Source organism: Cyanobacteria bacterium QS_8_64_29, from assembly GCA_003022125.1.
Classification (GTDB): domain Bacteria; phylum Cyanobacteriota; class Cyanobacteriia; order Cyanobacteriales; family Rubidibacteraceae; genus QS-8-64-29.
Genome location: PXQH01000049.1, coordinates 27,727 through 48,182, shown reverse-complemented (window position 1 = coordinate 48,182; position 20,456 = coordinate 27,727). Strand labels below are relative to the sequence as shown.

The window sequence follows — 20,456 nt, the reverse complement described above, 5'->3', positions numbered from 1 at the left end:
TCCGTCGTTCCAGCGGATCGCTCATCCTATCGGATCGTCGGCCTCAATCGCAGTCCCGGCTTCGGGCAGGCTGGGATCGAAGCGGGCGGCAGCCGGGCAGAGCGAGGCCAGCAGGCAAGCGCGGCACTGGGGCTGGCGCGCCCGACAGACCGCCCGCCCGTGGTAGATCGAGCGGATGGACCAGTTCTCCCACTCGGCCTGCGGCAGCAGGCGCATCAGGTCGCGCTCGATCTGGGTGGGGGTGTTGCCCTCCGTTAGGCCCAGGCGGTGGCTGAGGCGCTTGACGTGCGTGTCGACCGTGACGCCTTGGTGGATGCCGTAGGCATTGGCCAAGACGACGTTGGCGGTCTTGCGCGCGACCCCTGGCAGCGCGAGCAGCTCGTCCATGTGATTGGGGACTTGGCCGCCAAACCGCTCGGTCAGCGCCGCGCAGGTGGCTTGAATGTGTTTGGCCTTGTTGCGGTAGAACCCGGTTGGGCGGATGGCCGCCTCGATCGCTTCGCGCGGTGCCGCCGCCAGTGCCGCTGCATCAGGGTAGCGCGCGAACAGCTCGGGCGTGACTTGATTGACGCGCTCGTCGGTGCATTGGGCCGAAAGCATGGTGGCTACCAGCAGCTGCACCGGCGTTTCGTAATCGAGCGTGCAGCGCGCCTCGGGATAGCGCTGCGCCAAGCGCGCCAGGATGGCGCGGGCGCGCCGCTGCTTGGCGGTCAGGGCCTGCGTTGCTGACACCGCCTAGCCGTCGTTTTGGAGCAGATCCTGAACCACGGCCAAGTTGGCCGTATCGCGCACGATCAAAAACATGGCCAAGCCGATGAAAAACACCACCCCAGTCTGGGTGATGCCCTCCTGAACTTTGCTGGGCAGGGGCCGGCCGCGGATGCCTTCCAGGGCCAGAAAGACCAGCTGACCGCCATCCAGCACCGGCAGCGGCAGGATGTTGATGATGCCTAGGTTGATGCTGATCAGCGCCGCAAAGCGGAACAAGCTACCAGCGTCGGACTCGGCAATGCCGGCGCCCACCTCGACGATGCGGATCGGCCCTGCCACTTGGTCGGCCGATTCGCGAAAGTTGGCGGCTAGCTCGCGAAAGCCCTCGGCGGTCAGGCTGACGATGCGTTGGTACTGCTCGGCCCCGGCTGAGAGGGCTTCCCCAATACCGCTGGGGTAGCGCCGCTGCACGTCGCCGTTGGGCGCCAGCAGGACGCCAATTTTGCCCTCGCCGCCCTCGTTGCGCGGGGTAACGCTGAAAGAGCGGGTTCGGCCGTCGCGCTCGATGGTGAGCGCCAGCGGCTCCTGCGGCGAGGCTTGAATGCGCGCTTGCAGCGCTCGGATGGCGTCGCGCCCTTCCCCTAGCCGCTGGGACTCTACCGAGACAATGACATCGCCGGCTTCTAAGCCCGCTTGCGCGGCTGGCGATTGCTGCTGCTCGACGATCTCGGGGACGGCAACGCCCGGTTCGTAGTCCGATTCCGGGATGCCCACAACGCTCGCTTGCGCCACTAACAAAAAATAGGCAAAGACAAAATTGGCGACGACGCCAGCGCTAATGACAATGGCGCGATCCAGCAGCGGGCGGTTTTTCATTAAGTTGGGATCGCTGGGATCGACCTCACTGTCGGGGTCGCCATCTGGGAAGCCGACAAAGCCGCCCAGCGGCAGCGCGCGCACAGCGTACTCGGTTTGCGCCCCTTGGTACCGCCAGAGCACCGGTCCAAAGCCAAGCGAGAAGCGGCTGACCCGGATCCCTTGGGTGCGCGCGGCCGTAAAGTGCCCCAACTCGTGAATGACGATCAGGAGCGCTAGCACCGCGATCGCCGCCAGAACTGACATAAATTGCCTGCTTCCTTCAAGCTTGTAGCTATTTTAAGACATAGGACGTGGACCGCCCGCGCTAACTGGCGTATGCCCCCAAGCCGGCGGTTGCGACCGCTAGAATGAAGCGGCGCCCTATCGAGCCGCTGAGCCAGTCAAGATGGCGAGCGCACCGGCAACAACGCCTGCCCTAATGGCCGCGAGCTGGCGCTGGCAGGGATGCGACATTCGCTACACTGTTGGGGGGCAAGGCCCGCCCGTGGTGCTCGTTCACGGCTTTGGGGCCTCGAGCGAGCATTGGCGCAAGAACCAGCCGGTTCTGGCGCGCGCTGGCTATCGGACCTACGCCATCGACCTGTTGGGATTCGGTGGCTCGGCCAAGCCCAAGCGCGCCTACAGCATCGAGCTGTGGCAGCAGTTGCTGGTCGATTTTTGGCAAGCCCAGATAGGGGAGCCGGCGATTTGGGTCGGCAACTCCATCGGCGGACTGATTGCGCTGAGCGTTATGACCCACCAGCCACACGTGGTGGCAGGGGGGGCGTGCCGATCAACTGTGCTGGTGGGCTCAGCCACCGCCCCGAAGAGCTGAGCTGGCCGCTCGGGCTCGCCATGCGCGGCTTTAGCTGGCTGGCCAACGCGCCGCTGGTGGGGCCGCTGCTGTTCGATCGCATCCGGCAGCCCGGGCACATTCGCCGAACGCTGCAACAAGTTTACGGCGATCGCGACGCTGTCACCGACGAACTGGTCGAGCTCATCCGCCGTCCGGCCTGCTATCCGGGCGCCCAGCAGGTTTTTGCTTCCGTTTTGGCCGCACCACCGGGCCCCAAGCCCAGCGAGCTCCTACCCCGCGTGCGCGCGCCATTGCTGGTGCTCTGGGGCGATGCCGATCCGTGGACGCCCATCAGTAGCGCCCACCACTACCGCGAGTTGAGCGAGCGACGCGCGGATGTAACCTTTCAAACCACTGCGGGAGCCGGCCACTGCTGCCATGACGAGTGCCCCGAGCGGGTCAACGCTTGCTTGCTGGATTGGCTGCAGCGCACGCTGAGCTTGCGATCGCAGTCGCCATGACGCCCATCCTGGCCGGTACAGCGGCCGGCCTGCTCATGGCCTGGCAACGGCGGTGGGGGCCCTGCCGGTCCTGCTGCCCGTGCGGCTGAGCCACCGCAGCCAGAGCGCGATGCTGGGATTTGGGGCTGGGCTGAGCTGCTAAAAGGCCCGCAACCGTTCGCAGTTGCGGGCGCAGGCATGGCTTTGGGGCTTGCCGTTTAGGGCATGGGATGGAAAAGCAGGTCGGGGAAGAAACGGTTGAACTCGATTAGCAGCCCGGCCGTCACGGCCATCATGGCCGTTAGCAGTACGGGGGCTGTTGAGAAAAAGCCACCTAGATTTTGCATGGTACTCGCCTCCTTGCTCGCGAACGCCTCGCTAGCGCGGCATGATTGGAATGTCGGTTTCTTTGGCTGTCAGCTGGCCGGAGAGCAACTCCTTAACAGCAGCAACGGGCCAGGCAAAGCCGTTCAGCATGAACCGCGCTGCCCTCGGAACGTCGATGACGATCTCTTTCTGTTCGGGGTTTTTGTCCTGCTTGATGTCGTTGAGGTAAGCGCGGCCGACCCAGCCGATCCAGCCGGCAATGTAGAGAAACAGGATGCTGGGAATGAGAAAGTCCCCAGCCCGATCCAGGCGGCCGTCAACGACCAAATGCGGCAACCCTTCCGGACCGCACAACGCCTGGGAGTAGCGCTGGGCGCGCTTTTGACCCGATTGCGGATCGGCGGTGGTATTGCGGAAGTTCTGGGCGCGCTTTTGAAAAGCCTCCGATTCGCTGCAGCGCACGAGCTGCCCTTGCTGTTGCGGTTGTTGGGCGCTGGCAGCCGGCACGAAGCCAAGCCACAATACAGCTACCAACGCTAAGGCAAGCAGTCGTTTCATAGGATCAGTCCTCGTTCGTATGTCTTCGCTACCGGTACACGATGGGCAAACTGGCAGGCGCTAAGATGCTGTCTCAATGTATGGTAACGCCCGCGCGCGATCCGAGTAAAGCTCGCAGTTGGGCGCTGTTTCGGCAACAAGATTCTTAACAACAATGGCGACAATACTAGCAATTGAGACGAGCTGCGATGAGACGGCCGCTGCGATTGTTAAAAATCGTCAAATTTGTAGCAACATTGTTGCCTCCCAAGCTGAGGTCCATCGCGCCTATGGGGGCATCGTCCCGGAAGTAGCCGCCCGAAAGCACCTGGACGTGATCGCGCCCTGCATCGAACGCGCCTTCGCCCAAGCAGGTTGCGATTGGGCGGCGATCGACGGCGTTGCGGTCACTTGCGCCCCGGGACTGACAGGCGCTCTCATGGTGGGGCTCAACGCCGCCAAAACGCTGGCTGTGCTCCACGACAAGCCGTTTTTGGGCATCCACCACTTGGAGGGCCACATCTGCGCCCACTACCTGAGCGAGCCGCAGTTGCAGCCCCCCTTCATCTGCCTGTTGGTCTCGGGCGGGCACACCAGCACGATCCGCGTCCGCGACTGCGGCAGCTACGAGCTGCTGGGCATGACCCGCGACGATGCCGTCGGTGAGGCCTTCGACAAGGTCGCGCGGCTGTTGGGGCTGGGCTATCCGGGCGGACCGGCCATCGAGCGCGCGGCGCGCACCGGCAACCCAGCGGCATTCGATCTCCCAGAGGGCAAAGTCTCGGCCCGCCAGGGGGGCTACCATCCCTACGACTGCAGCTTCAGCGGCTTAAAAACCGCTGTGCTGCGCTTAACGCAGCAACTCGAAGCGCAAGGGCCGCTCCCGGTCGCCGATCTGGCTGCCAGCTTCCAAGCAACGGTAGCGCGGGCCCTGACGCGGCGCACCATTGCAGCGGCCCGCGACTGCGGCATCGGCACGATCGCAGTGGGCGGCGGCGTTGCGGCCAACAGCGGCCTGCGGCAGCAGCTGCAAGCGGCGGCCCAGTCCCAGCCGTTGCGCGTTTTGTTTCCGCCGCTGGCCCTCTGCACGGACAACGCCGCCATGATCGGCTGCGCGGCTGCCGAGCGCTTCGAGCGCGGTTGGCGCTCGCCGCTGACGCTGGGAGTGACCTCGCGGCTATCGCTCGAGCGGGCCGGCGAGCTGTACGCCCCGCCCAGTGGGGCCAGGACGACCGAGCTGAGCGCGGCGTCCTTCTAAAGCGAGCGCGCTTTTTGGTAAGCAGCACTATAATTGGGGGCAGTTCCGTGCGGCCCCAAGCCGCCGTCCGCTTCATGCCCGAGAGCGCCGACCTGACGCTAGCCCCGCAGGACTACAGCCTGCTCACCGACCTCTATCAGCTGACGATGGCCGCCTGCTACGCAGGCGAGGGGGTGCACCAGCAGCGGGCGAGCTTTGAGCTGTTCGCGCGGCACCTGCCGCCAGACTGCGGCTACCTCGTTGCCATGGGGCTCGAGCAAGGCCTGGCCTACCTGCAGCAGTGGTGGTTTTCCCCGCAGCAGATCGAGGCCCTGCAAGCGACGGGGCTGTTCGAGAACGCCCCCGAGGGCTTCTGGTCGCTGCTGGCCGAAGGGAGCTTCAGCGGCGATGTCTGGGCCGTCCCGGAAGGCACGCCCGTGGGTGCCAGCGAGCCCATCCTGCGCGTGGAAGCACCGCTCTGGCAGGCGCAGCTCGCCGAGACGTACCTGCTCAATGCCATTAATTACCAAACCTTAGTGGCAACGCGCGCCGCTCGCCTGCGGGAAGCGGCAGGTGAGGGCGCTCGGCTTTTGGAGTTTGGCACGCGGCGCGCCTTCAGCCCCCAGGCCTCGCTCTGGGCGGCCCGCGCGGCGCTAGCGGCCGGGTTGGATGCCACCTCCAACATTCTGGCCGCCCTGCAATTGGGACGCCAACCCAGCGGGACGATGGCGCACTCGCTGGTGATGGCAATCGGAACCCTGCGCGGGGGCGAGGACGAGGCCTTTGCCGCCTTCCACCGCTACTTTCCCCAGGCGCCGCTGCTGATCGATACCTACGATACGGTGGCAGCCGCCCGCCGCTTGGCCCGCTGGGTCCAGCAGGGCCAGATGCAAGTGCGCGGCGTGCGCATCGACTCGGGCGATATCGCCGCGCTCTCGCAACAGGTGCGATCGCTGCTCCCCGAGACCGCCATTTTCGCCAGCGGCGATTTGGACGAGCACGAGGTCGAGGGGCTGGTGCGTGCCCAAGCCGCCATTGACGGCTACGGCATCGGCACGCAGTTGGTGACGGGATCGCCGGTCAATGGCGTTTACAAACTGGTGGACATCGGCGGCGAACCCACCCTCAAGCAATCCAGCGACAAGGAAACCCACGCCGGGCGCAAGCAAATCTTGCGGCGCTGGGATGGTGATGGCGCGGCTGCCGACCGCCTGGGAACGGCTGAGGAGCCCCCCCAAACGGGCGAGCGCGCGCTTTTGGAGTGCGTCATGGCTGGCGGCGAGCGAACGCGCGCGGCCGAATCGCTCCAGGCCATCCAGCAGCGCGTCCGAAGTGAGGTGGCGCAGCTGCCACTCTCGGCCCGCCGCCTACAGTCGCCAGTCCCGCTGCCGGTGGCGATCTCGCCTGCGCTACAGCAGCTCGATCGCGCTGCCCGGGCGCGCGGAGAGCATGGTTGAGGGCAACGCTCGCGCCATCGCCCTGTTCGGCACGAGCGCCGATCCGCCCACCCTCGCCCACGGCGCCATCCTGTCGCAGTTGGCGCGCCGCTTTGACTGGGTGGCCGTCTGGGCCTCGGACAACCCATTCAAACCGCAACAGACCGCCATCGAGCACCGCACGTGCATGCTGCAGCTGGCGATCGCCAGTGTCAACATTCCCCAAGCCAACGTGGGCCTGCATCAGGAGCTGAGCAGCCCGCGCACCTGGGAAACCCTCTGCCGGGCGCGCGCCCGTTGGGGGCCGAGCGCCGCCTTGACGCTGGTTGTGGGCTCCGATCTGGTGGGCCAAATCCCGCAATGGTACGCCAGCCGGCAGCTGTTGCGCGCCGTGCGATTGTTGGTGGTCCCGCGCCCGGGCTATCCCATGACGGCGCACGATTTCGAGGCCATCCGGCGCTTGGGCGGCCAGCCCGAGGCAGCTCCCTTCCAAGTGCCCGCCGTTTCCTCGACCGCCTACCGCGAGCAGCAGGCGGCCGGGGCCGTTGCGGACCCGGTTGAGGCTTACATCCGCCGCCACCGACTCTACGCATGCCAGAACGTGGCCTCCACTTGAGCGAGCGCGACGCGCCGGCCGATTTTAAAGTCGGGGTCGACAATGCCATCTTTTCGGTCGATACCCGGCACAACCGCCTGCTGGCGCTGTTAGTGCAGCGCTCGAGCGCGCCGTTTCGGCATTACTGGCGCTTGCCGGGCACGCTGGTGCGCCCAAGCGAGTCGCTGGAGGAGGCGGCCCACCGCATCCTGGCCGAGACCATCGCGGTGGAGAATCTCTACCTGGAGCAGCTCTACACCTTCGGCCAACCCGGCCGCGACCCCCGCGATCCGGAGGCCCACCCTGGGGTACGCCACCTGTCGGTGAGCTACTTTGCGCTGGTGCGCTATGAGGATACCCGCCTGCTCGGCGATCGCCCCGAACCGGTGGCGTGGTATCCCACCGATGCGGTGCCGCAGCTGGCCTTCGATCACAACCAGATCCTGAACTACGGCCGCCAGCGCCTGCGCAACAAGCTCGAGTACAGTCCGGTGGCGTTTCGAGTTTTGCCCGAGGCGTTCACGCTCAACGAGCTCTACCAGTTCTATGCCGCGGTTCTGGGCGATAACTTTGCCGATTACTCCAACTTTCGCGCCCGCGTGCTCAAGTTGGGCTTTCTCACCGATACCGGCCTCAAGGTCTCGCGCGGGGCCGGGCGGCCGGCCAGCCTCTACCGCTTCGATGAAGAGGCCTTCGAGCTGATTAAAGATAAATCCATGGTGTTTGCCTCAGCATGAAGGTCGCGATCGCGCAGCTCAATCCCACCATCGGCAATTTTAGTGGCAACGCCGCCGGGATCCGCGCCGAGGCAGAGCAAGCCGTGGCGGCAGGCGCCCAGCTGCTGCTGACCCCCGAGCTCTCGCTCTGCGGCTACCCGCCGCGGGACCTGCTGCTGGAGCCAGATTTTATCGAGGCGGCGGAACGCCATCGGGACGAGCTGGCGCAGGCGCTGCCGCCGCAGCTGGCCGTGCTGGTGGGGCTGCCCGTCCGCAACCCCCAGGCGGCCGAGCGCGGCGAAAATCCGCTGTTCAACAGCATCGCGCTACTGCAAGGCGGGCGCGCGCAGCGCTACTTCCACAAGCGCCTGCTGCCCAGCTACGACGTGTTCGATGAGGAGCGCTACTTCGCCGCCGGGCGCTGCAGCAACTGCCTGACGCTGCAAGACGGCGATCGCGCCCTCACCCTCGGCATCACCATCTGCGAGGACCTCTGGAACGACGCCCAGTTTTGGGGGCAGCGCCATTACCCCACCGATCCGCTGGCCGAGCTGGCCGCGCAGCAACCCGATGCGATCGTCAACCTGGCGGCCTCGCCCTACCGTGCCGGCAAACCCCAGCTGCGCGAGGTCATGCTGGCCCACGGCGCCCGCCGCTACGGCATTCCCATTGCCTACCTCAACCAGGTTGGGGGCAACGACGATCTCATCTTCGATGGCGCCAGTGTCGCGCTCGATGGGCGCGGGCAAGTGGCAGCGCGCGCGCGCGCCTTTGGCGCGGACCGCGCCCTCTGGACCTTCGATGCCGGCCGGCGCGATTGGGCAACCGGACCGACTGCGTCTCGGCCGCAACAGCACTGCGCCGAAATCTGGTCGGCGCTGGTGTTGGGGCTGCAGGATTACGCGCGCAAGTGCGGCTTCGCCACCGTTGTACTGGGCTTGAGCGGCGGCATCGATTCCGCGTTGGTGGCCGCGCTGGCCGCCGAGGCGCTGGGACCGGAGCGCGTGCTGGGCGTGCTCATGCCATCGCCCTACAGCTCGGCGGCCTCGCTGGCCGATGCGCGGGCGCTGGTAGCAAATTTGGGCATCGACAGCCGCGAGATTCCCATCGGCGAGACCATGCAGGCCTACGACCGCATGCTGGCGCCGCTGTTTGCCGGGACGGCGTTTGGCGCTGCCGAGGAAAACGTGCAGTCGCGCATCCGCGGCAACCTGCTCATGGCGATCGCCAACAAGTTCGGCCACCTGCTGCTGGCCACGGGCAACAAGTCCGAGTTGGCCGTCGGATACTGCACGCTCTACGGCGACATGTGCGGCGGCCTGGCCGTGATCGCCGATGTCCCCAAAACCCAGGTGTACGCGCTCTGCCGCTGGCGCAACCAAACCGCGACCTGCGAGCGTATCCCCGCCCGCGTTCTGGAGAAACCCCCTAGCGCCGAACTGCGCCCGGATCAAAAAGACGAAGATACCCTGCCGGCCTACCCCACCCTGGATGGCATCCTCCACGGGTTGATCCAACAGCGCTGCTCGGCAGCCGAGCTGGTCGAGGTTGGCTACGACGCCGGCGCCGTGGAGCGCGTGGTGGCCCTAATGGCCCAATCGGAGTTCAAGCGCCGGCAAGCGCCGCCCACTCTCAAGGTGGCCGAGCGCGCCTTTGGGCCGGGATGGCGCATGCCCATTGCGAGCCAGCACGCCTTCGCCCGGCTCGCCAGCCAGTCACCTAGCTAACGGCGAGCTGCTCGATCCGCTCGTGATCGGCTGGGTCGAGCTCGAACTCGAGGACCTGTAGGTCCTGGCGCATGTGCTGCGGGTCCGTGGTCCCGGTTAGCGGCAGCATGCCCGCATCCAGCGCGAACCGGAACACGAGCTGGGGGCGCGTTTTGCCCGTTCGCTCGGCGATGGCTTGCAAGCGCTCGTCGTTGAGCACCGGCGCGTTCGCCGTCAGCAGCGAAAAGCCCTGATAGATAACGCCCTGCTGCTGGCAGTAAGTGCGGACCTCGCGATCCCAGCGGGTTTTAGCAAAGCAGCGGTTTTGGACGAAGCTGGGCTTGATGCGCGCCCGCTCGCATAGGGTGCGCACTTGGTTAAGGTTGGCATTGCTAATGCCCAGATGGCGGAGCTGGCCGCGATCGTGCAGCGATTCCATGGCGCCCCAGACTTCCCAGTCATCGCCCCCGAGCGTGCCGGGGGTCAGCGGACTGTGGAGGAGGTAGGAATCGAGCCAGTCGGTGCCCAAATGCGCCAGCGAGCTGGCAAACGATTGCGCCACCTGGGTTGCCAGCGGGGTGTTGGAGTCGTAAGGCAGCCGGCGGTCCTGACCGCCGCGCGGCGTAAACTTGGTCTGCAGGAAAAGGTCGCTGCGCGGAACTGGGGCTTGCTGGAGGGCTTGGCCTACCCCCGCTTCGTAATAGTGCACGCGCTGGTTGGCGGTATCGATGCCGCGAAATCCGGCTTCTAGAGCGGCTTCGACGCAGCGCTGGGTGGCCTCTTCTTTCCAAGCCGTACCGTACAAAAAGCGGGGGATGGTGGCAGAAGCAGCGTCAGTCGGCATGGAATGTGCTCCGAGTTAGAAGTTGAGGGTTTTGTCAGCAGCAAGGGCGGCGCTGACGTAGTCGCCCATGCCTTTGTAGGTAGCCGTGGAGACCCAATTGTCGGGGGTAATGTTGCGCCCCTGCGCGCAAGCCTGGCAGACCCACAGCGGCGTCTCGGCTGCAATAAGCGCCTCCACCACATCTTTCATGGCGGGCATGTTGAGCCCTTGAATCGTGCCGTAAACGTGCCGGTTGGCGATCGCAACGCCCTCACCTTGCAACCAGACTGTGACCGCATGCCCGCGATCGGCGGCGGCTTTGGCCGCCAGCATGCCCAGGGTGGCTTTAGTGGGATCGTCAGTGCCGTAGCTCACCGCCACTACAACTTGCATGGCCCCTCGCCTCAAACGGCTGGCCCTAGTTTAGAGCGTGGGAACAGCTGCTAGCGAGACCCCAATGCCCAACCCAAATCCCACCAGGACCTGGAGCGGCGTGTGCCCCAGCAGCTCGTCCAGTTGGGGATCGCCGAGCGGCTCGCGCTCGTCAAACAGGTGATCGATCAGCTGGTTTAGGACTCGGGCTTGCTTGCCGGCTGCCTGGCGCACGCCAGCTGCATCGAACATGACAATGACGGCAAATAAGCTGGCAATGGCAAACTCGGCGCTGCCCCAGCCCACAACCTGCCCGACGTTGGTTGCCAGCGCCGCCACTAGTGCCGAATGGGAGCTGGGCATGCCACCGGTTGTGAGCAGGTAGCGCAGGTTGAACTCGCCGTTTTGAACCAGCTCCAGCCCCATCTTGAGCCCCTGGGCGATCGCGCCGGCCAGCAGTGCCACCAGCAGGATCTCGTTCTCCAGAATTTGGCCCAAATTGTGCATGGCACGCTCGCGGGTATGGGGGTTGCGCGCGCCAACGCTTCAGTTCTGGCGGGTCAGGATCCAGCGGGCAATGCCGCGCAGCGGATCGGCTCGCTCGCCGTAGCCTGACAGCGCCGCAATGGCGCCCTCGATCAGCTGGCTGGCGTAGTCGCGCGAACGCTCGATGCCCCAGAAACTGGGATAAGTTGCCTTCGCAGCGGCCGCATCCTTGCCGGCGGTTTTGCCTAGGACTGTCCCATCGGCGGTGACATCGAGGATGTCATCGATTACCTGGAAAGCCAAGCCGATGTTGTAGGCATAGCGGGACAGCCGCTCCAGGTCGCTGTCCTGCGCGCCCCCCAGGATGCCGCCTGAGGTGACGCAGGCCTCCAGTAGCGCCCCGGTCTTGCGGGTGTGGATGTAGTGCAGGGTATCGAGATCGGCCTGCGCGCTGCCCTCGGCCGCCAGATCGGCTGCCTGGCCGCCCACGATTCCGGTAGCGCCGACAGCACGACCCACCCGGGCCACCACGCGCACCACGCGCGAAGGCGGCACGTCCTGGGAGCCTTCGGCGATCGCCTCGAAGGCGTGGGCTAGCAAGCCATCGCCTGCCAGGATCGCCGTATCTTCGCCGTAGCGCTTGTGGTTGGTGAGCTGGCCCCGGCGGTAGTCGTCGTCATCCATGGCGGGCAGATCGTCGTGGATCAGCGACATGGTATGGATCATCTCCAGGGCGCAAGCCGTCGGCATGGCCGTCTCGGTGCTGCCGCCCACGAGCTCGCAGCTTGCCAGGCAGAGGATGGGACGAAGGCGCTTGCCCCCCGCCAGCAGCGAGTAGCGCATGGCCTCGTAGATCTGCTGCGGATCGTCGCCAGTTAGCGCCTGGGCCAGCGCTCGCTCGACCGCCGCCTGGCGCGCTGCCAAATAAGCGTCCAGATCGAATGCCGCCGTGTTGGCAGGTGCCGCCGATCCCTCCATCATGGCCGTGCCTCGTTGCCGTCCGCTGGCGCCCTGCTGCGCCTAGACCGGCTGCAAGCGAGCGCCGATGGTTTGAATCTACCACGCGCTGGCGATCGCCTTACAGCTACCATGCAGTCCCCACCTCAAGCAGATCGCTCCGCCATCAAAGCGTCCTCAGCCCCCAGGCAACGGTGGCAGTAGCTGGCCACTGTGTTGTGCAGCAGCATGGTGACCGTCATGGGGCCCACCCCGCCCGGGACTGGCGTAATGGCCTGCGCAATGCCGGCAACCGCCTCAAAGTCCAGATCGCCCACCAGCCGCGACTGGCCAGTCTCGTCCGTCTGGCGGCTGATGCCCACATCGATCGCCACGGCCCCGGGTTTGACCATCTCGGCCCCAACCGCGCGGGGTTGCCCCATGGCCGAGATCAAAATGTCGGCGTTGCGCGCCAGCTCGAGGGTATGGGCGCGCGGCGTGCGCGAGTGCGCGATCGCGGGCGTTGCGTTCGCCGCCAGCAGCATTAGGGCCAGCGGTTTGCCCACCAGCAGGCTGCGCCCCAAAATGAGCGCCCGCTTGCCGCTGAGCTCGAGGCCGTAGGCCTGCATCAGCCGCATCACGCCGGCTGGCGTGCAGCTACGTAGGCCGGGTTCGCCGCGCACCAACCGCCCCAAATTGGCCTCGTGCAAGCCGTCGACATCTTTGCTGGGATAGACCCGATAGAGCAGCGCCGAGGCATCCAGGCTGGGGGGCAGCGGCAGTTGCAGCAAGATGCCATCGACGCGCTCGTTCTGGTTGAGCCCGTCAATGGCGCGCTCGAGGGCCTGCTGCGAAGTGTCTGCCGGGAAATGCCGGCCGAAGGAGGCAATGCCCAGGCGCTCGCAGGCGCGCTCTTTGTTGCGGACGTAGACGGCGCTGGCGGGATCGTCGCCCACCATCAAAACGGCCAAACCAGGGGGCCGTCCGATGCGATCGCGCAGCGTCCCAATGCGCGCTTGCAGCGCCTGCTGCAGCTGCTGTGCCAGCGCTTTACCATCGAGTCGCTGGGCCTGTCCGACGGTCATGGCTGGGGATTCCGAATCTTGCCGGCTGCTGCAGCGGCGCGATGGGCGCGCGAGACGGCCCTAAGTCTAGCTCAAGCGCCTTGAGGGCAGCTAGTGCGCCGGCAGCCAGTGGGCGCAATCGGCGAGGAAGCACTCGAGCGAGAGCGGCTGGATGCCAGGTTCGGCCTGGGCTTGCGCGCGCGCGCGCTCGGTGTTGTACCCCCACTGGGCCAAAAACAAGCGCAAGTTGGGGGCATCCAACTGCTGCTGCACCGACTGCAGCGTCTCTAGGCGATCCTCAACGAACCAGAGGGCGGCTGGCTGGTGCTGGGCCAGCAGCTGCCGCAGCGTTTCGGTTTTGGGTTGCTGGCATTCCTTGCCCCAAATCGCGCCAGCCGGGAATGAGACGCCGGCCTGTTGCAGTAAGCGGCGGGCGAAGCGCTCTTCTTTGGTGGTCACCACCAGCACGGTCAGCCCCGGTGCCGCCAGCAGGGCCTGCAAGCGGCCGACAACGCCCGGATAGAAGCGGTGCTGGTCCAGCCAAGCTGCCGGATCGGTGGCGATCTGCTCGTCGCGGACGGCATCCAGCACCCGCGCCACTATAGCCCCCTCCAGCTGCTGCGCCGCCATGACCTTGTGCGCCACGCCCAGCCAATCCTGCCAGATCCGGGCTTCCGGCACGCCGGCCTGCAGGGCCGCTAGCAAAACCGGCATTTCCCAACCCACCGCCACTATGGGCCGCAGGCGGTCGAACTGTGATGCCAGCGCCTGAGGCGGCGTTGCCTCGCGCGGCTGCCAGAGGCTGCAGTAGGCTTGCCAGGCTGTCTGGAACTGCTCGGGCAAGCCATCGCACAAAACGCCGTCAAAATCGAGCGCGAGCAAATCCGGGCCGGTCATGGCAAGCCGTTCAATGCAAAAAGCGGCAGGCTTTCAACCCGCCGCCCTCAAGAAACTGGGGTGCTAGGATTCGAACCTAGGATCGCGGAACCAAAATCCGCTGCCTTGCCGCTTGGCTACACCCCATTGCAAAGCTATCCCCAATCATAGCAGCGGCTAGCGCGCGCCTCAAAACCATCTGCTAGCGATGCGACGCCTGGCAGCCAGCCCTACCATCGATCGCGAGACTGCGCGCTGCAACCGGAGATGCCTTGATCCGAGACGAAAGCTTGGCGCTGCTGGAGTGGCCGCGTTTGTGCCAGCAGCTGGCCGCGTTTGCGGCAACCGAGTTAGGGGCGGGGGCGGCGCGCCAGCTGCAACCGCCCCAGGCGCGCGCTCAAAGCGAGCGCTTGCTCGCCCAGACCCAAGACATTCGGACGCTAGAGGCACAGCTGACCGAGGCGCAATGGTCGTTTGCCGGCATCGAGGCGGTGGGCGATACCCTCGAGCGCGCCCGTAAAGGCAGCCTGCTGGCGCCCCAAGAACCGCTCGATGTGGCCACGACCCTGGCGGGAGTACGGCGGTTGCGCCGGATGATCGAATCGCTCGAGGCCGGCACCGTGCCTGCCATTGCCGAGGTCGTGGCGCAGCTGCGCACCCACCCCGAGCTCGAGCGCACGATCCGCCACTGCATTGATGAGGACGGGCGCGTCGCCGATCGGGCCAGCGATCGCCTCAGCGAGCTGCGAGCGCAGATCGCAGCACTGCGCGAGCGCATCGAGCGCACGCTGCAGCAGATCCTGCAACAGCACCGCAGCGACATCCAGGACTCCATCGTGACCGAGCGTGGCGATCGCCCGGTCATTCCCGTCAAGGCCGACTGCCAAGGGGCCATTGCCGGTATCGTTCACGATACCTCCAACACGGGGGCCACGCTTTATCTCGAGCCCCAGGCCGTGGTGGGGTTGGGCAACCAGCAGCGGCAGTACCGCCGCCAAGAGCGGGCCGAACAGGAGCGCATCTTGCGCCATCTCGGCCAACAGATCGCAGCAGTCAAACCCGATTTTGACGCTGTCCTGGAAGCCGCAACCGAGCTGGATCTGGCCACGGCCCGCGCCCATTACAGCGACTGGCTGGCTGCCACGCCCCCGCAGCTGAGCGATGCCAGCGCCCAAGATGCGATCGTGCTGCGCGGCCTGCGCCATCCGCTTTTGGTCTGGCAGGCCCACCGCGAGCAGGGGCCGGCGGTGGTCCCCATCGATATTGAGATTCGGCCGGCCGTGCGCGCTGTCGCCATCACCGGCCCCAATACCGGCGGTAAAACGGTGGCGCTCAAAACCCTCGGCCTGGTGGCCCTGATGGCCAAAGCGGGGCTGTTCGTTCCCGCCCAAGAACCGGTGGTGCTGCCTTGGTTCGAGCGCGTGTTGGCCGACATTGGCGATGAGCAGTCCCTATCGCAGAATCTATCGACTTTCTCCAGCCACATCCGCCGCATCGTCCGCATTCTGGATGCCCTGCCCGAGTGCGGGCGAGGCCGTGAGGCGCCGCTGCCGGCCCTGGTGCTGCTGGATGAAATCGGAGCCGGTACCGATCCCAGCGAAGGCAGCGCCTTGGCTGCCGCGCTGCTGCGCTACCTCGCCGATCGGGTGCGGCTGGCGATGGCCACAACGCACTACGGCGAGCTCAAGGCGCTTAAATACCAAGACGAGCGCTTCGAAAATGCCTCGGTCGAGTTCGATGGCAGCACGCTCGCCCCCACGTACCGCTTGCTCTGGGGCATTCCCGGGCGCTCCAATGCCCTGACCATCGCCCAGCGCCTGGGTTTGGCCCCCGAGATTTTGGAGCAGGCGCAGCAGCAGCTTGCTGGGGGATCGCAAGCCATCGATCGCACCATTGCCGGTCTGGAAGCACAGCGCAAGCAGCAAGAGCGCCAAGCCCAGGAGGCCAGCGAGGTGCTCGCGCACGCCGAGCAGCTGTATGGGGAGATGAGCGAGCGGGCGGCAGCCCTGCGAGCGCGCGAGCAGGCGCTACAACAAGCCCGCGAGCGCGAAATCGACGAGGCCGTTGAAGCAGCCAAAGCCGAAATCGCCCAGGTCGTTCGCGAGTTGCAACAGGGCAGTAAAACCGGGCGCGACGTGCAAAAAGCTACTCAGGCTGTCGATGCTATCGCCGAGCGGCATCGAGCCCAGGCGCCGGCCGATGCCGTCCAACCCGGCGACTACCGCCCGCAAGCCGGCGATCGCGTGCGCATCCCGCGCCTCGATCGCACCGCCAAGATCCTGAGCGATCCGGCCCAAGGGAACACGGTGACCGTGCGCTTTGGGCTGATGAAAATGCAGGTCCCGCTAAGCGACATCGAATCCCTCGACGGCCGCAAGGCAGCCGCGCCGCCCCCGAATCCCCCATCCCCGGCAGCCGAGGGGCTTGCCCCCCTGACGCTGGATCTGCGCGGCAGCCGCATCGCCGATGCCCGAGCCCAACTCGAGACCGCTATTGCCCAGCATCCCGGCCCGCTGCGGATCGTGCACGGTAAAGGCACGGGCCGGTTGCGCCAGGGCGTGCACGCGTTTCTAGCAGAGCATCCGCAGATCGCGCAGTTCGAGCTAGCACCGCCTGAGGAAGGGGGGCAGGGCGTCACCATCGCCCATCCTACTGGCGAGGACGCGCTAAGCTAGCAGGGGTACCCCTTTCGGTTTACGCATGAGCGCCGGTCGGGATGCCTGCTGGCACTACACGAGTCCGAGCTGCACGCTCGCGATTGCCGGCCAGCCATCGCGCCGCTGGTGGGGGCGCGCCCGCTCTGCCTGGCGCGCGCTGTGGTTCGAGCTGCGCTGGCTCCAGCCCGGCCAAGACAGCGCGACGGTCGTGCGCGGCGACCGGGCCCAACTCGAGTTGCTCTACCAAGCGTTAATGGCCGCTGAAGGCAAGCGCGAGTTGCCGGCCCAGGCGCAGATCGGCCAGCAACCGCAACTGCGGGCGCGTGATCGCGAGACCTACGAACTGGCACTGGGCAGCGGCGTCAGCGAGGGGCCGAGCGCGCCCATCCCCCTAAGCGCCGCGCAACTGACCGATTTGGCGCAAGTCCTGCAAGCCGGCAATGCCGCGATCGTCGGGCAGAGCAGGCAGCAGCGCCCGCGCGCGCTTGCTGCCGGTAGCCTGGTGTTGCTCGGAATCGGGGCTGCCACAGCTGCAAGCTATCTGGCCCCCTCGGCCAACGCCCCCGATGGAACTCGCGATGGGAGTCGCTCGCCGCCACAACCCGAGCGCGAGCGGGATGGGATTGCCAGCCTCCCCACCCCTGCCGATAGCGGGCCGGAACCGCCTGCCGCTCCTGAGGCCCCATCCGCTTCCCCAAACCAGGCCGCCACGCTGCAACCGCCGCCAGGACCGCCCCAATCCTGGGGCGAGCGCATCGAGCAAATCCTCCCGTTCCCGCTCGTGCCGTCCCAACCGAGCATGCCGCCACCGCCACAGCGCTCGGCGCCGCCGCTCGAGCCCCCGCAAGTGCCCATCCCTGCCTTGCCCGAGCGCGCCAATCGGGCTGCCCAGGCAGCCGACTCGCCGCCCGAGCCCCCTCGCCCCAACCAGTCCTCGCTAGCCTCGCCGCCGGCTGAGGCTGAGCCCTCCCCACCGTCTCAGTCCCCCAGCCCGCGATCGACCACCGCGATCGCGCCCCCTTCCTCTGCCGATCGCGCAAGTGAACCGGTGCCAGCAGCCGAGCCTGGCCCAGATGCCGCTAGCGGCGATCACTCGGACGATGCGGGCGGCAAGACCGAGGCCGCAATGCCTCGCCCCAATCCCCCGCGCGACCCAGCCACGGTCCCCACCCTAGAGGACCGGACCCTACAAAACCGGCAAGAGCTGACGGCCCGAGCGCCCAGCCTACCCCCTCAACCGGCGCCGGACGAGGATGCAAGCAAGCCAGCGACTGAGCCTGAGCCGTCGCCAGCGCCCCTTGCTGCTGCCAAGCAGCGCGATCCCCAACCGCCTGCCGAGCGCCAGCTGGAGCAGGTGCAGCAGTACTTCCAACAGCGTTGGGAGCCGCCCGAGCAGCTCGCGCAAGCCCTGGAGTACCGCCTGGTCCTCGCCCCCGATGGCTCGCTCGCGCGCGCCATTCCGCTCGGTCGCGCCGCTCGCCGCCACCTAGCCCAGGCCAACGGGCTGCTGCCCCAAGGCCCGTTTGTTTCCGCGCTGGCAGGCGAGGGAAAGCCGCAACTGCGCTTGGTTCTCGAGCCCAGCGGTTCGGTACAAACGTTCCTGCAATCCCGGCCAGCCGCCGACTGACGCTCCTGCCGCAGGCGGTTGTGTTACCTTGAGAGCCACCTCAATGCCGGCGGGCATAGTTTAGTGGTAAAACCTCAGCCTTCCAAGCTGATGACGCGGGTTCGATCCCCGTTGCCCGCTTGCTGCAGCTGCACCAACCGCATCCCAACAACCAGCGAGCCCGCTTGCGGGCTCGCTGGTGTTTGAGGGCCTTATTGGGGGGAGCGGCTGGCCCCCGAGCGGACGCTACTTGTTCTCGGACTCGGAGAACTCGGCGTCGATGACGTCGTCGCCACCACCGGATTGGTCACTGCTGCTGGCGCCAGCGGCAGCGCCTTGCGCCGCATCGGCTTCGCCAGAATCATCACCGCTAGCGGACTGATAGACCTGGCTGCTGATGCTGTAGAGCGTTTGCTGCAGCTCGGGCATCAGCGATTGGATGCGATCGTCGTCCTCTTGCGAGACAGCCTCTTTGAGGTCATCAACCTGCTTCTGGGCTTTGTCTTTTTCTTCTTGAGAGATGCTCTCGCCCAGGTCGCTAAGCTGCTTCTCAGCTTGGTAGACCAGCGAGTCGGCTTGGTTCTTGCGCTCGATGCGCTCGCGGCGCTCCTTGTCGGCCTCGGCGTTTTCCTCAGCCTCGTGGACCATGCGGTTGACTTCATCTTCGGAGAGGGTCGAAGCCCCAGTGATGGTGATGGACTGCTCTTTGCCGCTGCCCTTGTCTTTGGCGCTAACGTTCAGCATGCCGTTGGCATCGATGTCAAAGGTAACTTCGATTTGGGGCACGCCGCGCGGGGCTGCGGGGATGCCATCCAGGCGGAAGGTTCCCAAGCTCTTGTTGTCTTGGGCCATTTCGCGCTCGCCCTGCAGGACGTGAATCTCGACGTTGGTCTGATTGTCCACCGCCGTTGAGAAGGTCTCGGTCTTTTTGGTGGGAATGGTCGTGTTGCGCGGAATCATGGCGGTCATGACGCCGCCTAACGTCTCGACGCCGAGCGAGAGCGGCGTCACATCCAGCAGCAGGATGTCTTTGACCTCGCCGCCCAACACGCCAGCTTGGATGGCGGCGCCCACCGACACGACTTCGTCGGGGTTGACGCCTTGGTGGGGATCTTTGCCGATGGTTTGCTTGACCAGCTCCTGAATGGCCGGGATGCGCGTCGAGCCGCCGACCAATACAACCTCATCGACCGAGTTTTTATCGACCTTGGCATCGCGCAGGGCGTTCTCGACCGGTTTCTTGCAACGGTCGATCAGATCGGAGCACAACTCTTCAAACTTGGCCCGGGTCAGAGTCATCTCCAGGTGCTTGGGCCCGTCTTGGGTTGCCGTAATAAAAGGCAGGTTGATCTCGCTTTGCGAGACGCTGGAGAGCTCAACCTTAGCTTTTTCGGCGGCTTCGGTTAAGCGCTGCAGGGCCTGTTTGTCCTGACGCAGATCGATACCTTCGTTATTTTTGAACTCGTCGGCAATGTAGTCGACAATCTTTTTGTCGAAGTTATCGCCGCCCAGGTGGGTGTCGCCGGAGGTCGCTAGGACCTCGAATACGCCGTCGCCGACCTCCAGGATGGAGACATCAAAGGTGCCGCCGCCCAAATCGAAGACCAGAATGGTCTCATTTTCTTTTTTGTCCAGGCCGTAGGCGAGCGAGGCAGCCGTGGGCTCGTTGATGATGCGCTTGACATCCAAGCCGGCAATCCGGCCGGCGTCTTGGGTCGCCTGGCGCTGCGAATCGTTGAAGTAAGCCGGAACGGTGATGACGGCTTCCGTTACGTCCTCGCCTAGGTAGCGGCTGGCATCTTCAACCAGCTTGCGCAGCACCTGCGCCGAAACTTCTTCGGGCGCAAACTGCTTGTCCTGCTGCGGGCACTGGATCTTGACGTTGCCGTTGTTATCGCGGTTGACTTCGTAAGAAACTTCGTCAACTTCGTCACCGACCTCGTCGTACTTGCGCCCGATGAAGCGCTTGACCGAATAAAAGGTGTTTTCAGGGTTCATTACGCCCTGACGCTTGGCAATCTGGCCCACGAGCCGATCGCCGTTTTTGGAGTAGGCCAGAACCGATGGCGTCGTCCGAAAGCCTTCCGCGTTGGAGATGACGGTGGGCTTGCCACCCTCCATGACCGCAACGCAAGAGTTGGTCGTTCCCAAGTCGATGCCGACGATCTTGCCCATAGCGCACTGCCTCCTGTCGTCATTGCCTGTGCTACAGACCCG

The 20,456-nt window shown here is 65.7% G+C and carries 18 protein-coding genes, 2 tRNA genes and 1 pseudogene; 9 read left to right on the top strand and 12 right to left on the bottom strand.

Translation table 11 applies throughout. The features are described 5' to 3' along the window. Positions 1–21: 21 nt before the first annotated feature. Together nth and rseP are read right to left on the bottom strand one after the other, a co-directional pair. Entirely contained in the window at positions 22–732 is a 711-nt protein-coding gene (gene nth, locus BRC58_08025; protein PSP16861.1) for an endonuclease III, read from the bottom strand. A 3-nt stretch (positions 733–735) separates the two neighbouring features. Beyond that, on the bottom strand, positions 736–1,833 hold the full coding sequence (rseP, locus tag BRC58_08020) for an RIP metalloprotease RseP (protein ID PSP16860.1): 1,098 nt from the start codon (positions 1,831–1,833) through the stop codon (positions 736–738). A gap of 142 nt (positions 1,834–1,975) precedes the next feature. On the opposite strand from rseP, the pseudogene BRC58_08015 reads away from it, so the two are divergent. Next, positions 1,976–2,886 (top strand): annotated as a pseudogene (locus BRC58_08015) (alpha/beta hydrolase). Between the two features lie 197 nt (positions 2,887–3,083). On the opposite strand, the gene BRC58_08010 reads toward BRC58_08015, so the two are convergent. Then, positions 3,084–3,212, bottom strand: coding sequence for a photosystem I reaction center subunit IX (locus BRC58_08010; GenBank protein PSP16859.1), 129 nt, complete (start codon positions 3,210–3,212; stop codon positions 3,084–3,086). A 31-nt stretch (positions 3,213–3,243) separates the two neighbouring features. Then, positions 3,244–3,750, bottom strand: coding sequence for a Photosystem I reaction center subunit III (locus BRC58_08005; GenBank protein PSP16858.1), 507 nt, complete (start codon positions 3,748–3,750; stop codon positions 3,244–3,246). A 154-nt stretch (positions 3,751–3,904) separates the two neighbouring features. On the opposite strand from BRC58_08005, the gene tsaD reads away from it, so the two are divergent. From tsaD to BRC58_07980, 5 genes are all read left to right on the top strand, one after another. Further along, positions 3,905–4,987, top strand: coding sequence for a tRNA (adenosine(37)-N6)-threonylcarbamoyltransferase complex transferase subunit TsaD (gene tsaD, locus BRC58_08000; protein PSP16857.1), 1,083 nt, complete (start codon positions 3,905–3,907; stop codon positions 4,985–4,987). A 74-nt stretch (positions 4,988–5,061) separates the two neighbouring features. Then, positions 5,062–6,423: a nicotinate phosphoribosyltransferase gene (locus BRC58_07995; GenBank protein PSP16872.1), complete on the top strand. Its 1,362-nt coding sequence runs from the start codon at positions 5,062–5,064 to the stop codon at positions 6,421–6,423. Continuing rightward, positions 6,416–7,018 (top strand): nicotinate-nucleotide adenylyltransferase, encoded by a 603-nt coding sequence (locus tag BRC58_07990; GenBank protein PSP16856.1) that lies wholly within the window; start codon positions 6,416–6,418, stop codon positions 7,016–7,018. Before BRC58_07995 ends, BRC58_07990 begins: the two co-directional genes overlap by 8 nt. Beyond that, complete coding sequence (locus BRC58_07985; GenBank protein ID PSP16855.1) at positions 6,994–7,734, top strand: NUDIX hydrolase; 741 nt, start codon at positions 6,994–6,996, stop codon at positions 7,732–7,734. Before BRC58_07990 ends, BRC58_07985 begins: the two co-directional genes overlap by 25 nt. Further along, entirely contained in the window at positions 7,731–9,440 is a 1,710-nt protein-coding gene (locus BRC58_07980; protein ID PSP16854.1) for an NAD+ synthase, read from the top strand. The genes BRC58_07985 and BRC58_07980 overlap by 4 nt, the downstream gene beginning before the upstream one ends. Here the strand turns inward: BRC58_07980 and BRC58_07975 are convergent. The 7 genes from BRC58_07975 to BRC58_07945 form a co-directional block, all read right to left on the bottom strand. Beyond that, a complete protein-coding gene (locus BRC58_07975; GenBank protein ID PSP16853.1) occupies positions 9,433–10,263 on the bottom strand; it encodes an aldo/keto reductase in 831 nt (276 codons plus the stop codon). The two genes, BRC58_07980 and BRC58_07975, sit on opposite strands and share 8 nt — an antisense overlap. 15 nt (positions 10,264–10,278) lie before the next feature. Next, positions 10,279–10,635 (bottom strand): sulfur reduction protein DsrE, encoded by a 357-nt coding sequence (locus BRC58_07970; GenBank protein PSP16852.1) that lies wholly within the window; start codon positions 10,633–10,635, stop codon positions 10,279–10,281. Between the two features lie 30 nt (positions 10,636–10,665). Then, positions 10,666–11,121, bottom strand: a complete 456-nt coding sequence (locus BRC58_07965; GenBank protein PSP16851.1) for an acid phosphatase — start codon at positions 11,119–11,121, stop codon at positions 10,666–10,668. Positions 11,122–11,160: 39 nt separating this feature from the next. Then, positions 11,161–12,081 (bottom strand): farnesyl-diphosphate synthase, encoded by a 921-nt coding sequence (locus tag BRC58_07960; GenBank protein ID PSP16850.1) that lies wholly within the window; start codon positions 12,079–12,081, stop codon positions 11,161–11,163. 122 nt (positions 12,082–12,203) lie between these two features. After that, positions 12,204–13,121, bottom strand: a complete 918-nt coding sequence (locus BRC58_07955) for a bifunctional methylenetetrahydrofolate dehydrogenase/methenyltetrahydrofolate cyclohydrolase FolD (protein PSP16849.1) — start codon at positions 13,119–13,121, stop codon at positions 12,204–12,206. A 90-nt stretch (positions 13,122–13,211) separates the two neighbouring features. Then, a complete protein-coding gene (locus BRC58_07950; protein PSP16848.1) occupies positions 13,212–13,997 on the bottom strand; it encodes a haloacid dehalogenase in 786 nt (261 codons plus the stop codon). 55 nt (positions 13,998–14,052) lie between these two features. Further along, positions 14,053–14,123, bottom strand: a tRNA-Gln gene (locus tag BRC58_07945). 125 nt (positions 14,124–14,248) lie between these two features. On the opposite strand from BRC58_07945, the gene BRC58_07940 reads away from it, so the two are divergent. From BRC58_07940 to BRC58_07930, 3 genes are all read left to right on the top strand, one after another. Further along, complete coding sequence (locus BRC58_07940; protein ID PSP16847.1) at positions 14,249–16,651, top strand: endonuclease MutS2; 2,403 nt, start codon at positions 14,249–14,251, stop codon at positions 16,649–16,651. 25 nt (positions 16,652–16,676) lie between these two features. Next, complete coding sequence (locus BRC58_07935) at positions 16,677–18,260, top strand: hypothetical protein (protein ID PSP16846.1); 1,584 nt, start codon at positions 16,677–16,679, stop codon at positions 18,258–18,260. A 49-nt stretch (positions 18,261–18,309) separates the two neighbouring features. Beyond that, a tRNA-Gly gene (locus BRC58_07930) sits at positions 18,310–18,380 on the top strand. Positions 18,381–18,485: 105 nt separating this feature from the next. On the opposite strand, the gene BRC58_07925 is transcribed toward BRC58_07930, so the two are convergent. Further along, positions 18,486–20,414, bottom strand: coding sequence for a molecular chaperone DnaK (locus BRC58_07925; protein ID PSP16845.1), 1,929 nt, complete (start codon positions 20,412–20,414; stop codon positions 18,486–18,488). Between the last annotated feature and the right edge of the window lie 42 nt (positions 20,415–20,456).